This is a genomic window from Streptosporangium sp. NPDC020145 (assembly GCF_040631275.1).
Lineage (GTDB): Bacteria > Actinomycetota > Actinomycetes > Streptosporangiales > Streptosporangiaceae > Streptosporangium.
This window is the reverse complement of sequence record NZ_JBEXZT010000002.1, coordinates 90,446-104,485: the sequence shown is the minus strand read 5'-3', so window position 1 is coordinate 104,485 and position 14,040 is coordinate 90,446. Positions and strand designations below refer to the sequence as shown.

Genomic DNA, 14,040 nt, shown 5'->3' with positions numbered 1-14,040 from the left:
CGGCGTGTCGGAGTCCGTGACGCGGATAGCGTGGAACCCATGGTTCGGTGTATTCGCACGACTGGTCTCGCAGTGATCGCGACGATGGTGGCCGGATGTGCCGCGACGGGGGCCTCGGCGCCTGTCAGGGCGGCGGAGAGCCAGGCCGGGAGCGCCTCGGCCCAGGCGGCCTCACCCTCGGTGGCATCTCCCTCCGCGTCCTCGCCTGAGCCGTCCACGGCCCCTCCTGCGGGCTCTCCCGCCCAGGTCGAGGCCGTGCTGCGGAAGATGAGCCTGGAGGAGAAGGTCGGCCAGCTCTTCATGCCGGTTCTGTACGGCCCGGCCGCCGACACCTCCTCGCCGGAGAACCGCGCCCGCTACGGGGTGGACACCCCGGCGAAGGTGATCGAGAAGTACCGTCCCGGCGGGGTGATCCTGTTCCCCTGGGCGAACAACGTCAAGGGCGTCCGGCAGGTCGTCGCGCTCACCAACGGGCTGCAGAAGGCCTCCCCGAGGATTCCGCTGCTCGTCGGCGCCGACCAGGAGAACGGCCGGGTGTCCCGCCTGGCGCCGCTGGTCACCGACATGCCGGGGGCCTCGGTCATCGGCTCGACCGGCGACCCGTCGCTGGCGCGCAGGGCCGCCAAGGTGACCGGCGCCGAGCTGAAGGCGCTGGGCATCAACCTCGACTTCGCCCCGGTCGCCGACGTGAACATCAACCCGCGCAACCCGGTGATCGGTCCCCGCGCCTACGGCTCGGACCCGAAGAAGGTCTCGCCCATGGTCGCCGCCGCGGTCCAGGGCTTCCACGACGCGGGCGTCGCCTCGACGGCCAAGCACTTCCCCGGGCACGGCGACACCAACGTGGACAGCCACACCGGGCTGCCGGTCATCCAGCACTCCCGGGCCCAGTGGGAGAAGCTGGACGCCCCGCCGTTCGCCGCCGCGATCGGTGCGGACGTCGACGCGATCATGAGCGCCCACGTGGTCATGCCCAAGCTCGACCCGTCGGGCGACCCGGCCACCCTGTCCAAGCCGATCCTGACCGGCCTGCTGCGTGACAAGCTCGGCTTCGACGGCGTTGTCTCGACCGACGCGCTGGACATGGCCGGGGTGCGCAAGAAGTACGGCGACGCCCAGGTGGCGGTGCGGGCCGTACAGGCGGGGGCGGACCTGCTTCTGATGCCGCCCAACTACTCGGCGGCCTACGACGGGGTGCTGACCGCGGTGAAGTCGGGGAAGATCTCCAGGGCGCGGCTCGACCAGTCGGTACGGCGGCTGCTGAAGCTGAAGTTCAACCGGGGCCTGCTGGTGAAGGCGCCGGTCGCCGACCCGGACGAGGCCGAGCGGGTGCTGCGTTCACCCGAGCACCGCAAGGTCGCCCGGCTCATCAACAGCCGGGCCCGCTGAGGGTCCCCTGAGGGGCCCGTCGGCGGGTCCGTGAGGGTCGGGGTCAGACGGGCAGGAGGCCGCCGCGACGGATCATGGCGAGGGTGAGCGACTGCACGATGCGCATGATGAGGGCTTCGAGCAGAAGAGCCACGGCCTTGGCGACGACCGAGCTCAAGAATCCGGACATGTCTACCTCAAATCACTGAAACGCTACTTCGGGGATAATTGCCGACATAGCGCCACAAATCAATACTTTGAGGTTTCCTTTTAATGAACAGACGGTGAAGGATCGCGGGTCCACCGCTCGAACGCCGTTCCGGCCAGTGTGGCCGCCAGGGAGCTGCCCAGGGCGATGCCCCATCCCACAGGTCCCAGCGGCCGGCAGCCGAAGAACAGGCAGATCACGGGGACGGAGACACTGGCCGCCAGGACGCCCATCGAGGCGATCACGGCCAGCAGGACCACCCGGTCCCGGCCGCCGCTGGCCAGGGTCTGGAACAGCTGCGTGGAGATCAGGGCGACCAGCGCGATCGTGTTCGCCCGTCCCCGCGTGCCCGTCACCCGCCCGACCAGCCAGGCCATCGACGCCGCCCCGGCCGTCGTCGTGGCGCGCAGGTAGATGTCCCGGGTCAGCGAGGCGCCCAGGGACGCCTCAGGACCCTCGGCCAGCAGCCGCTCCGGGCTGGTCGCCGCCGGAGGCCTGACCGCGACCGCCATCGCGGGCAGCATGTCGGTCAGCAGGTTGACCAGCAGCAACTGGCGGGCGTTCAGCACGCTGCCGCCGGTGAGCAGGTTCGAGCCGACCGCGAAGACGATCTCCCCGACGTTGCCGCCGAGCAGGATGCTCAGGGCGTCGCGGACCGAGCTCCACATGGCCCTGCCCTCGATGAACGCGTCCACGATCGTCTCGATGCGGTCGTCGGTCACCACGACGTCGGCCGCGGTCCTGGCCGCCGGGGTGGCGCGGGAGCCCAGGGCGATCCCGACGTCGGCGGCGCGGATGGCCGGGGCGTCGTTGGCCCCGTCTCCGGTCACCGCGACGACCTTCCCCGCCCGGCGCAGGCAGCTGACGATCCTGACCTTGTGCGCGGGGGTCGTCCTGGCGAAGACCGCCACCCCGGGAAGCCGCTCGACCAGGGTCGCGTCGTCCATCTCGTCCAGCTCGGGGCCGGTCATCACCCGCCCGCCGTCCAGCAGGTCGAGCTCGGCGGCGATCGCCGCCGCGGTGCTCGGATGGTCACCGGTGATCATGACGATCCTGACGCCCGCCCTCGTCAGGCGGCCGACGCTCTCGGCCGCCGTAGGCCTGACCGGGTCGGCCAGGCACAGGAACCCCAGGAAGGTCAGCTCGTCGACCCGGGAGTCGTCCAGGTCACGGCGGTCGGAGGCGGGCCGTTCGGCCACCGCGAGCACCCGGTAACCCTGCAGGGCGAGCCGGTCGACCTCCTCCTCAAGCCCCTTCCTCGCCGCGGCGGTCATGCGGACCGTACGGCCGTCGCGCAGCAGGTGCGCGCAGCCGGTGAGCACGATCTCGGGGGCGCCCTTGACGCTCAGCACGTGCCCGGAGGGGCCGAGGCCGAGCACCGCGTGGTAGCCGCGTCCCGGCTCGAAGGGCAGTTCCTCGACCCGGCTCCAGACGCCCAGCCCCTCCTGCGGCGTCACGTCGAGCCGCCGCGCCCCCTCGACCACCGCGCGGTCCGTCGGGTGGGCGATGGGCTTGCCGTCCTCGTAGCGGGGGCTCGCGCGCAACCCGGCGGCCACGATCCGCCGTAGCTCCTCGTTCAGCCGCTCCGTCGAGTGCTCGGAACGCCCGTCGGAGACCACCCGCAGGCTGATGCGCCCCTCGGTCAGGGTCCCCGTCTTGTCGAAGCAGAGCACGTTCACCCGGCCGAGGGCCTCGATCGTCGAGGGGTTGGGCACCAGGGTCTCGCGGCTCGACAATCGCCTGGCCGCGGCCAGTTCGGCGGCCGAGGCGATGAAGGGCAGCCCCTCGGGCACCGAGGCGACCGCGAGGCTCACCGCCAGGGCGAGCGCCTGCGGCATCGACCGCCCCCGCAGCAGGTCCGCGACCAGCACGACGACACCGGAGCCGATCGCGACCGGCAGGATCCTGCGGCTCAGCGTCCGCAGCCGCAGGTGAACCCCGCTCTGCGGGCGCTCGTCGGCCGAGAGCCGCGCGGTGCGCGCCGCCTCCGTCTCCTCACCCGACGCCACGACCACGGCCAGCCCGTGCCCCGCGGCGACCGTCGTGCCCTGGTAGACCATCGAGCTGCGGTCGGCGACCGCGGAGGCGTCCACCGGGGCGGGCGCCTTCGGGACCAGCAGGGACTCACCGGTCAGTCCCGCCTCGTCGATCTCCAGGCCGATCGACGACAGGATCCGGCAGTCGGCCGGTACGGCGTCGCCCGCCCGCAGTTCGATGACGTCTCCCGGCACGAGCGTGTCCGCCGTCGCCACCTCGGTCGTGTGCGCCGAGCCTCTCTCAGGTTCCTTGGCCTTCTTGCCCTTCTTGGGCTCTTTGAGGTCCTTGACGTCTTTGGAGAAGGGACGGCGCAGCCGTACGTGGTCGGCGACGGACTCGGTCAGGCGGTGCACGGCCCGGTTGGCCGACGTTCGCTGCCCGCCGCCGATGAGCGCGTCCACGATCATGACGCCGCCGATCAGCACGCCGTCCAGGACGGAGCCCACCATCGCGGACAGGCCCGCCCCCGCCGCCAGCACCGGGGTCAGCGGGTTGGCCAGTTCCTCAAGGGAGGCGCGCAGCAGCGAGTCGGTGCCGTCCGGCTCTCCCGGCGGCGGCGGAGGCCTGCGCCGTACGGCCTCGGACTTGGGCAGGCCGTCGAGGGAGGAACCGAGCCTGGACAGCACGGCGTCGACCGGCAGGGCGTGCCAGGGGGTCGGGTCGGCGCGCTCGGCGGGCGCCGCGTTGCCCAGTTCACGGGCCGTCCACTCGCCCACGACGATCGCGGCCAGCGCCGTACCGTCACTGACCAGGCGGGCCCTGCTCACGGAGGCGGTCCTGGGGCCGGTACCCGCGAGCGCCGCACCCGCCGCCGCCGTCGCCAGGCTGAGCCGTACGCACCGCTCACCGGCCCGTCTGGCCGGGGCCAGGCAGCTCAGCAGCAGGTGGGCCGTCTCCAGGTCGCCCAGCACGTCCGCCTCCCACGGCACGCCGTCGGGACCACCGAGCACGCCGACGCTCAGATCGGCCTGGGCCATCGCGGACGTCGACCGCCTGGAGACCACCGCGACCCCGTGGCCCTCCGCCTGGAGCGCGCGGATCCGCGTCGTCAGCCGGTGGCCTCCCGGGAGGGTCTTCGGCGGCGTGCCGTCCCCGCCTCCGCCTCCCACGGCGAGCCGCCTGACCACCTCGCGGGCACCCTCACCCGCCAGCAGCACCGAGCAGCCCTGGGGGGCGGTGACCAGCGCGTCCGCGATGGACACGAGTTCGGGCGCCAGACCGGCCAGGGCGACCGGCACGCCCCGCCTGCTCACCCGGACCGGCCGCAGCCCCAGGGAACGCCACTCGCGCCCCTCGGCGGCGGGAAGCCTGGCGGGTTCGGCCGCCCAGTGGCCGCGCTCACGGCGCGCGCCGGGATCGGTCGCGTCGAGCAGGCCGGGCAGCAGGGCGTTCAGCTCGGCGGGGTCGATGCCCTCGGCCAGGGGCACGACGCGCTCGACCGTCCACGAGCCGGTCAGGAACAGGGCGGCGTCGAGCACGACCGTGTCGAGGCCGTCCATCCGGCGCAGCGCGTGACTGTCGAGGACGACCGCGCCACGTTTGGCCAGGGTGCGCCCGACCGCGCTGGAGAACGCCTCCCGCCCGGCCTTCGCGGCACTGGGCGTCGCGGCGATCATCATGGCGAGACCGCGGTCACGGCTGCCGCTGACGACGTGGGTCAGCACCGAGACGCCGAGCGCCGCCGGGCTCGCCAGTCGTTCGAACCGCTCGACGGGACTGTGCTCAAGCGGCGTGGTCCTGGTCCTCCTGCGCCTGCGGACGTGCCGGTAGGCGCCCTCGTCGGAGGCCAGTTCCCGCGCGCGCGAATCCCAGGCCCGCCGTGCCTCACGGGCCTCCACGTAACGCTCGGCGGCGGAGACCGCCTGCACCAGCAGCCCGACGGGCTGGAGCGCGAGCGTGCCCGTGACCACGTTCGCCGTCGTGAACAGGGCGGAGGTGGCCTGGTGGCCGAGATGGCGGGTCAGTCTCGTCCGGATCGCCGGGGTGGACTCGGCCAGGTGCAGCAGGGCGGGGACGACCGGGGACAGCGGCGGAAGGTGCGCAAGCCGCCCGGCGACCGCGAGTCCCGTTCCGAGGGCGCTCGCGCCCAGCCTGATACCCGCCCGGGTGCGCTGCTCGACCACTCTGGCCAGGGCCGGTCCGGGGCCCCGCCCCGCCGTGCCCTCCGCCGCGCCCTCCGCCTCCCGCGCCTCCTCGTCCTCCTCCTGCTCCCACTCGTCCTCGTCGTCGAGTTCCGCGACGATCGACAGCAGCCTCTTCAGGTCGACGACTCCGTCGTCGCCGCCGACGAAGACGGTGCCCAGCACCCCGTTGACCTCGGCCCGCTCGACCCCGTCGAGCGCGAGCAACAGCGTCTCAAGCCGCCGGGCGAGCCGTTCCGTGCCGGGGCCGCCGATCGCGCGCAGGTCCACGTGGAAGCCGCCCGGGGCCGCCCGTACCGCGCGGGGACGAGGCAACGCCCTGCGCACGGCGTCGGGTACGGCCTCCCACAGCGTCTCGGCGGAAAGCGTGAGCACACGTGACAGCAACATTCGGCTCTCCAGACGGGTCACTCGGGCCTGACGGCCATGACGGAGCCGTACGGCCCGCGCGGGCGGGCCGGACGGCGGATGGTGCTTTCCTGGCGGTCAGGTCACGGGAACACGCCGGAGCAGCCGTGTCACCGCGCGGAGGCTCTGGCCCGCCCCGAGCGGCTCATCCCACGGGCGCGCTGGGCGATCACCGTGCCGACCCCGATGGCCGCGGCGACCGGCCACTCGATCAGGCCCGCGACGGCCAGCGCGCCGAGCCCGCCGTAGTAGACCATGCGCTCGGGCGGCGGCAGGAACGACTTGGCGGCGTCCACGGCCTGGCCCGCCTCCTGGCGGTTGACGTGCGGCATGTGGAGGTGCGGGGCGTGGAACTTCACGGTCATCATGGGCAGGTTCACCGTGAGCCCGCGCTTGCCGCCGCTGCCGTTCGCCCGGTGCGTCGAGGTTCCCGCCGAGCCCTGCGTCGTGGCCTGCTGGGCGGTGTTCCTGCGCTGCGCGGTGGTCCCCGTTGTCGAGGCCCTGGCCGATGTCCTCGTTGAGGCCCTGGTCGAGGTCTTGGCCAGAGACCTGGCCCGGGGCTTGGCGGTCGAGGTCGTCGAGGTCGTCGAGGGCTTGGCCGCCGAAGACGTCGCCGGGGACTTGGTCGAGGCGCCGGTCGAGGTCTTCGCCGGAGCCTTGGCGCGGGACTTGGCGGGTGACTTGGCCGATGCCCTGGTCGCTGTGGTCCCGGTGGTCGGTGCCTTGGCGGTCGAAGCCCTGGTGGTCGAGGCCCTGGTGGTCGAGGCCTTCGTCGCCGGGGACTTGGCCGGGGTCCTGGCCGAGGTTCTGGCCGAGGTTCTGGTCGGTGACTTGGCCGAGGTGCCCGCCGAGGACCGCTGCGTGGTGCTCGGCCGGGTGGTCGTCTTCGCCGCCGAGGATGTCGCGGTGCTCTTCCTCGCGGCCGGTTTCCGCGTGGCGGATGGGCTTGACTTCGAAGCCGTACGGCTCCGCGTCGTGCCACCTGTCTGACTTACGGTCATGGCCCCTCCCCAAAGGAGTCGAGGGATCGTTCCAACATCGTTCCAACATGGTGCCCGCGAGCGGCGGCGACACCTCTCACGTGCGGTTATTCGGCGCTGGGGCGTTCTTTTAGCCTTCCTCACCCCAGGTCTCCGAAACGCGGTCGCGTTCCAAGAATCGGACATTAAGGAGGGAAGGGTGGTGATGTCAGGAAAGGTGAGGCTTGAGCTCACGGCGGGCGACGGCCCGCAGATGTACCTCGTCGGGACCGCCGAGAATGCGCATCGCGCGGGCGTGGACGTACATCGAGGCCAGCGGGACGTCGTCGGAGACCCCCAAGGCGCCGTGGACCTGGATGGCCCGGTCGATCACCTCACAGGCCACCCTGGGGGCGACGGCCTTGACGGCGGAGATCTCGGCGGAGGCGGCCTTCGCACCCACGGTGTCGATCATCCAGGCGGCCCGCAGTCCCAGCAGCCTGGCCTGGTCGACGGCCAGCCGCGACTCGGCGATCTGCTGCTGCACGACGCCCTGCTGGGCCAGGGTCACGCCGAAGGCCACCCGGTTCGCGGCGCGGGCGCACAGCAGCTCAAGGGCACGCTCGGCCATGCCGATCGCGCGCATGCAGTGGTGGACACGCCCGGGACCGAGACGGGTCCGCGCGATACGCAGGCCGTCGCCCTCCTCACCGAGGAGGTTCGCCACGGGCACCCGCACGTCGGACAGGACGAGCTCGGAGTAGCCACGTTGCTCCTGGTAGCCGAACACCGGCAGGTGGCGGACGACCTCGACGCCGGGGGTGTCCATCGGGACCAGCACCGTCGACTGCCTGCGGTGCGCGGGGGCCTCCGGGTCGGTGTTGCCGAGCACGATCACGACCCGGCAGCGCGGGTCGGCGGCACCGCTGACGAACCACTTGCGGCCGTTGACCACGTAGTCGTCGCCGTCGCGGACGATGGAGGTCGTGAGGTTCGTCGCGTCGCTCGACGCCACGGCGGGCTCGCTCATCGCGAACGCCGAGCGGATGCCGCCCGCGAGCAGCGGGGTGAGCCAGCGGGCCCGCTGCTCGGGCGAGCCGAAGGTGTGCAGCAACTCCATGTTGCCCGTGTCGGGGGCGGCGCAGTTCAGCGCCTCGGGGGCCAGGTCGGGGGAGCGGCCGGTGACCTCGGCGAGACTGGCGTGGTCGAGAACGGACATCCCCGACTCCGAGGGCAGGAACAGGTTCCACAGGCCACGCGAACGGGCCTCCGCCTTGAGGTCCTCGACGACCGGGGGCAGACGGTGGTCCCCGTGTCCGGCGGCCTGCCGCCAGGCGTGGTAGACCGGCTCGGCCGGGTAGACATACGACACCATGAAATCGGTCAGGTCGGCGAGGTACTCCTCCGCCTTCGTGCTGAGCGCGAAGTCCATGGCGGTCAGTTTGGCACCCCCCTTCGCCGGTGCTCCGCACAGGGCGGACCTAACCTGGAACGGGTTCCACGAAGGAGGCCGAATGCTCAGAGGCGTACTGATCGACTGGGGCGGCGTGCTCACCGTGAACATGACCGAGGCGATCACGGAGTGGATCACCGTGGACCGCATCGACGCGGACCACTACCACGAGGTGATGCGCGAGCTGGTCGCACGCGCCTACGACGGCGTCCGTGACGGCGAGGAGAACCTCGTCCACGCCCTGGAACGCGGCGAGATCTCCGGACCGGACTTCGAACGGCGCCTGGCCGCCCTGCTCGTCACACTCGACGGCGTCCCACCGGTCGCCGAGGGCCTGCTGACCAGGATGTTCGCCGGGTTCCGCCGGGTCGAGTCCATGTACGGCATGCTGCGTGAGGCCCGTGCCGCGGGAGTGCGCACCTGCCTGCTGTCCAACTCCTGGGCCAACGAGTACCCCCGTGAGGGCTGGGAGGAGGTCTTCGACGCGGTGGTGATCTCGGGGGAGGTCGGCATGCGGAAGCCGGAGCCCGGGATCTTCGAGCACGCCCTGGGCACGCTGAACCTGACCGGTCCCGAGTGCGTGTTCGTCGACGACGCCGAGGTCAACGTCGCCGCCGCCCGGGCCCTCGGTATCGTCGGCCTCCACCACAGGGACCCGGAGCCGACCATCGCCGAACTGGAAAGGCTGCTCGGGACGCCACTGCGCTGACCGGTGGTGCGCCGTACCTCGCGGGCCGGGCGGCGGAGCTGTCACACTCGATGGGTGATCGGCGCCGGACGGCGCCACGTCGGAAGAACAGATCGAGGCATCGATGCGCGTCTACCTGCCGTGCACGCTCCCGGCGCTGGCCCGTGTGGCCACGGTCGGGGAGCTCGGCCCGGCCCCGCTGACCGGTTACGCGGTGACTCCCGCGCTGGTCGAATGGTACGCCTCGGGTGACACCGAGGAACTGGAGTACGTCGCCCTGACCGAGGCGGCCAGGGCCTCCCTGCGGATGATCGCCGAGGACAGGGCCGACGGCGTCAAGGCGCCCGCCCGCCGCGTGGTGATCGCCGCCGAGGTCCCCGACGACGAGGTGAACGGCGGGGCCGACCTGGAGGAACGCGCCCGGGTACGGCTGTCGATCGCGGTTCCCCTCAGCAGGATCGCCGCGGTCCACGTGGACGAGGAGGCCGCGACGTCCGACGTCGAGGCCGCCGTCTCCGCGCTGCCCGCCGCGGACCTCGGTGACGACGACGCCCGCTTCACCGTGGACGGCGCCGAGGCCAACGAACTGCTGTGGTACGCCACCCAGGAGATTCCCGACCTGATCGGCTGAGTTCTGGGCGGTTATCCTGGAGAACGATATGAGACACATCGTTTGGGACTGGAACGGCACACTTTTTCACGACATCGACGCCGTTGTCGGCGCCACGAACCTCGTGTTCGAGCCGTACGGGATAGCCGCCTACGACGCGGACGGTTTCCGGGCGGTCTACATGCGCCCGATCTGGACGGCCTACGAGCGCATGCTGGGCCGCCCCCTCGACGACGGCGAGTGGGAACGCCTCGACGCGGGCTTCCACGACCACTACCACCGGCTGATGCTGGAGTGCGGCCTGACCGCCGACGCCGTGGGCGCGCTTGAGGCGTGGAGCGCCACGGGCAACCGTCAGTCGCTGTTGTCCATGTGGACGCACGACCGGCTGGGGCCGAAGGTCGCCGAGTTCGGCATCGACCACCACTTCAGCCGGATCGACGGGCTGCGCACCGACTCGGGAGCGCCCCCGGCCATGGGAGGGCACAAGGCCACCTCGATGGCGGCCCACATCGAGGCGCTCGGTGTCGACCCGGCGAACGTGCTCGTCATCGGTGACAGCGTGGACGACGCCCACGCGGCCCAGTACGTCGGGGCGCGCGCCGTCCTCTACACCGGCGGCATGACCAGCCGGGCCGACCTGCACGCCCTCGGTGTCCCCGTCGTGGACACCCTCACCGACGCCCTCGACCACGCCTGAGCGTCGGTTTCGTGCGTGCGGGTGCCCGGCGGGGCGGTTCGGTGATCGTGAGGCGGGCGGCGGCCGTACTCTGGGGCCCGACGGGTCCTCACCCCCACCCCGGAGGCCACGATTAGCCGTCTCGTTCTCTGGAACGTCGACCTCACCCTGGTCGACGTGTCCATCCTCACCCGTGAGGCGTACGCCGACGCCTTCCGCCAGGTCACCGGACGGCCCCTGGTCAAGCTCACCCAGCACAACGGCCGTCCCGACTCCGAGATCATCTTCGAGACGCTGGCCATCAACGACATCGTCGCCGAGGACGCCCACCTGCCCAGGTTCCTCGACGCCCTGGCCGAGGCGTTCGCGGCCCGGCGGGGGCGGCTGGCCAGGGAGGGGCGGATGATGCGGGGCGCGGCCGAGACGCTCAGGGCCGTGGGCGGACTCGGCGGCACGGTCCAGTCGGTGCTGACCGGCACCATCAGGAGCAACGCCGTACACAAGCTGAAGGCCTTCAAGCTGGACAGGTACGTCGACTTCGAGGTCGGCGGCTACGGCGAGGAGGTCTACCCCAAGGCCACCCTCCTCCAGGTCGCCCAGGGCAGGGCCAGGCAGAAGTACGGCGCGGCGTTCGACGGGACCAACACGGTGCTGATCGGCGACTCGGCCAGGGACGTCCAGGCCGCCAAGATCGCCGGAGCCTCCATGGTCGCCGTGGCCACCGGCCGCTCCCTCCCGGCCGAGCTCCGGGAGGCGGGCGCCGACGTCGTTCTTCCCGACCTGTCCGACCCCTCAGCGGTGGTGGCCGCCGTCGAGAGCCTGACGACCCCGGTCCACAGCGCCTGACCGCCTTCGTTCCCATGAACGGTGTGCCCGGCGGGAGAGCGGCGGTTCGGTCCGTCCGGGGACCGGTGGGTGCCGGGTGACGTGTCCGGGCCCTTGCGTCGGCTCGGGGGCTCGTCTGCCGGCCACGGACCGCTGCCGTCTCTGACTTGGAGTGAGGGGTCGGCGCCCCGGGCGTGCCGGGGTTCCACGACGGGAGCGCCGTCCATCCTCTGGGGATGTCTCAGAGTGACGGATGCGACGTATGGGGTTATTTGGATAAATGGTGTAGTGGGAACTGCGGTGTTGGAACGGGCGTTTCCCCCTCCTGGAATGCAGCACGCATGATCGGGAGCGACGATGAGCCATCCCCCACCCGCTAACCGGCCTCCTACGGGGGGACAGGGGTCGGGGCCGTACCCACCACCGGGCGCACCGTGGCCGGCGTATCCCCCGCAGGGGGAGCCCTACGGGCGGCCTCAGCAGCCCCCGCAGCCGCAGGCGCCGACGCCCCAGCCCTACCCTCAGCAGCAGCCGTATCCGTACCAGGCGTATCCGCAGCAGGGGCGGGCGCCCCAGATGTACCCACCCCAGGGACAGCCGGGTACGCCGTACCAGGGCGCCCAGCCGTCGGCGCCGCCCCCGCAGAACGGGCAGGCGCCGTACCCGCCGGGACCCCAGGAGTCCCAGGCCGCGCCGAGGCGGGGGATCGGGCGGATCGTCGCGGGGACCCTCGTCGCCGGGATCGGGCTGGTGGTGGCGCTGGGCGGCGGCACGATCGTTGCCCGTGCGGTCGCCAACAGCGAGCAGAAGGTCATCAGCAAGGAGTACATGCGCAACCTGTGGCGCAACGTGCCCGTCGAGACGGTCTTCCCCGCCTCCATCGGGGTGCGCGACCCCGACGCGACCGTCAGTGTGGAGAAGGGCTGGACCAGGGCCGCGATCTCGCAGGAGACCTCCTGCAAGGCGGCGCTCTCCGGGCGGTTCGCGGCGGCGGCGACCAGACACGGCTGCGTGGCGGCGCTGCGGGCCACCTACCTCGACCCCGGTGGCGGGACCGCGGCCACGGCCGTCGTCCTGGCCCTTCCCAACGAGAACGACCGCAGCGATCTCACCGACGTGCTCACCCGGACCCAGGACGACGAGGGCGGGGTCGAGCAGGCGGTGCACGCCCTCGGCGTTCCGGGCGTGCGGTGGAAGGACGGCGCCCGGGCGGGAAGCGGAGGAATCAGCGTCTTCGCCCCCTACGCCACGCTGTTCGTGGTGGTCACCTCGGGCCCGGTCGACGGCCGGGTGGCCGGACACGTGCCGCAGCCCTGGGGGAAGGGGCGGTTCAAGCAACAGGAGGACCGCGAGCCGTGGAAGATGACGGCGTACGGTCTCGCCCAGACGCTGTCCACGCGCCTGAAGACCGAGGCGGAGAAGGTGCGACCATGATCCGCCGGACGTTGACCGCCGCCCTGCTCGGCGTCGCCCTCCTCGCGGGTACGGCGGCGCCCGCGCTGGCCGAGGCGCCGCACGGCTGGGAACTCCAGGTCATGAAGGTACGGCAGGCGCAGACCCTGGCCCAGGGCAAGGGGGTCACGGTCGCCGTGCTGGACACCGGGGTGATGGCGAACCATCCGGCCTTCAGGGGGCGCGTGACCTCCGGTCCCGACTTCGTCGGCGGCGGCGCCAGGCCAGGCCGGTCGTACTGGGGCGCGCACGGCACCGCCATGGCGTCGAGCGTCCTCGCTGTCGCCCCGCAGGCGCGCGTGCTGTCCGTGCGGGTCATCTGGGACCGGGAGGACCCCGCGCGCAAGAGGGCGGAGGAGTCGGCGAAGAAGAGCAAGAAGGTCGGACAGGAGGAGAGCCGCAAGTGGGCCGGCGCCGTGGCCAAGGGCATCCGCTACGCGGTGGACCACGACGCCAAGGTCATCTCGATGTCCCTCGGCACCGACGAGTGGTCGTGGGCGGGATACGAGGAGGACACCGCCGCCGCCGTCGACTACGCCTCCAGTAAGGGCGTCGTGGTGGTGGCCAGTTCGGGCAACGGCGGATCGACCGACGCCATGGACCTCGACGCCAACAACAGGGTGTCCTACCCGGCGGCCTTTCCCAGTGTGATCGGGGTCGCCGCGGCGGGCCCCGACGGCGCGCGGGCGGAGTTCTCCCAGGTGCACACCTACACCACGATCGCCGCACCCGGTGTCGACATCTACGCCGCCCGCAACCTGGGCGGCTACGAGCCGGGCAGCGGCACCTCACCGGCGGCGGCGCTGACCTCGGGCACGGTCGCCCTGATGCTGTCGCGCAACCCCAGGCTGACCATCAGGCAGGTCCGCGAGATCCTGACCAGGACCGCGATGAAGCCCCCCGCGGGCTACACCCTGTATCTCGGCCACGGGATCGTCGACGCCGCGGCGGCGGTCCAGGCCGTGGACTCACCACCCCCGGCGGCGAAGGCCGTCGCCTACACCGGCAAGAGGTATCTCGGCGGTGGCCCGGTCGGCTCGCCCGTCGATCACCCGCCCGTCGACTCCGACTACCTCGTCATCGGCGGAACGGGACTCGGTGTCGGGCTGCTCTGCCTGGTCGGCGCCTTCCTCCTGTTCCGCAGGCCCCGCCGTCACCGCGCCGCCCGCTGAGACCGTCTCCGGTACGGCGGGCACGTGGGGGCGGGCCACA

The 14,040-nt window shown here is 72.1% G+C and carries 12 protein-coding genes; 8 read left to right on the top strand and 4 right to left on the bottom strand.

What is annotated here, in order from left to right; genetic code table 11:
* Positions 1 to 72 precede the first annotated feature (72 nt).
* Positions 73 to 1,389 (top strand): glycoside hydrolase family 3 protein, encoded by a 1,317-nt coding sequence (locus tag ABZ463_RS03095; protein ID WP_362772391.1) that lies wholly within the window; start codon positions 73 to 75, stop codon positions 1,387 to 1,389.
* Positions 1,390 to 1,432: 43 nt separating this feature from the next.
* On the opposite strand, the gene ABZ463_RS03090 is transcribed toward ABZ463_RS03095, so the two are convergent.
* The 3 genes from ABZ463_RS03090 to ABZ463_RS03080 all read right to left on the bottom strand — a co-directional run bounded on the left by ABZ463_RS03090 (position 1,433) and on the right by ABZ463_RS03080 (position 6,527).
* Positions 1,433 to 1,558, bottom strand: a complete 126-nt coding sequence (locus ABZ463_RS03090) for a hypothetical protein (protein WP_352009833.1) — start codon at positions 1,556 to 1,558, stop codon at positions 1,433 to 1,435.
* An 80-nt stretch (positions 1,559 to 1,638) separates the two neighbouring features.
* A complete protein-coding gene (locus ABZ463_RS03085; protein WP_362772388.1) occupies positions 1,639 to 6,144 on the bottom strand; it encodes an HAD-IC family P-type ATPase in 4,506 nt (1,501 codons plus the stop codon).
* A 128-nt stretch (positions 6,145 to 6,272) separates the two neighbouring features.
* Positions 6,273 to 6,527, bottom strand: a complete 255-nt coding sequence (locus tag ABZ463_RS03080) for a hypothetical protein (RefSeq protein ID WP_362772385.1) — start codon at positions 6,525 to 6,527, stop codon at positions 6,273 to 6,275.
* A gap of 16 nt (positions 6,528 to 6,543) precedes the next feature.
* On the opposite strand from ABZ463_RS03080, the gene ABZ463_RS03075 reads away from it, so the two are divergent.
* Entirely contained in the window at positions 6,544 to 7,152 is a 609-nt protein-coding gene (locus ABZ463_RS03075) for a hypothetical protein (protein ID WP_362772382.1), read from the top strand.
* A gap of 198 nt (positions 7,153 to 7,350) precedes the next feature.
* Here ABZ463_RS03075 and ABZ463_RS03070 read toward each other — a convergent pair whose 3' ends face one another.
* The gene (locus ABZ463_RS03070; RefSeq protein WP_362772379.1) at positions 7,351 to 8,553 is read right to left on the bottom strand and encodes an acyl-CoA dehydrogenase family protein; all 1,203 of its coding nucleotides are present in this window, start codon (positions 8,551 to 8,553) and stop codon (positions 7,351 to 7,353) included.
* Positions 8,554 to 8,635: 82 nt separating this feature from the next.
* On the opposite strand from ABZ463_RS03070, the gene ABZ463_RS03065 reads away from it, so the two are divergent.
* The 6 genes from ABZ463_RS03065 to ABZ463_RS03040 all read left to right on the top strand — a co-directional run bounded on the left by ABZ463_RS03065 (position 8,636) and on the right by ABZ463_RS03040 (position 14,000).
* On the top strand, positions 8,636 to 9,283 hold the full coding sequence (locus ABZ463_RS03065) for an HAD family phosphatase (RefSeq protein WP_362772376.1): 648 nt from the start codon (positions 8,636 to 8,638) through the stop codon (positions 9,281 to 9,283).
* Positions 9,284 to 9,386: 103 nt separating this feature from the next.
* Complete coding sequence (locus ABZ463_RS03060) at positions 9,387 to 9,893, top strand: hypothetical protein (RefSeq protein WP_362772373.1); 507 nt, start codon at positions 9,387 to 9,389, stop codon at positions 9,891 to 9,893.
* Positions 9,894 to 9,921: 28 nt separating this feature from the next.
* The gene (locus ABZ463_RS03055) at positions 9,922 to 10,572 is read left to right on the top strand and encodes an HAD hydrolase-like protein (RefSeq protein ID WP_362772370.1); all 651 of its coding nucleotides are present in this window, start codon (positions 9,922 to 9,924) and stop codon (positions 10,570 to 10,572) included.
* A 111-nt stretch (positions 10,573 to 10,683) separates the two neighbouring features.
* Positions 10,684 to 11,397 carry a haloacid dehalogenase-like hydrolase gene (locus ABZ463_RS03050; protein WP_362773267.1) on the top strand — a complete coding sequence of 238 codons (714 nt, stop codon included), beginning with the start codon at positions 10,684 to 10,686 and terminating at the stop codon, positions 11,395 to 11,397.
* Between the two features lie 555 nt (positions 11,398 to 11,952).
* Positions 11,953 to 12,810 carry a hypothetical protein gene (locus ABZ463_RS03045; RefSeq protein ID WP_362772367.1) on the top strand — a complete coding sequence of 286 codons (858 nt, stop codon included), beginning with the start codon at positions 11,953 to 11,955 and terminating at the stop codon, positions 12,808 to 12,810.
* Positions 12,807 to 14,000 carry a S8 family serine peptidase gene (locus ABZ463_RS03040; protein WP_362772364.1) on the top strand — a complete coding sequence of 398 codons (1,194 nt, stop codon included), beginning with the start codon at positions 12,807 to 12,809 and terminating at the stop codon, positions 13,998 to 14,000. Before ABZ463_RS03045 ends, ABZ463_RS03040 begins: the two co-directional genes overlap by 4 nt.
* Positions 14,001 to 14,040 lie beyond the last annotated feature (40 nt).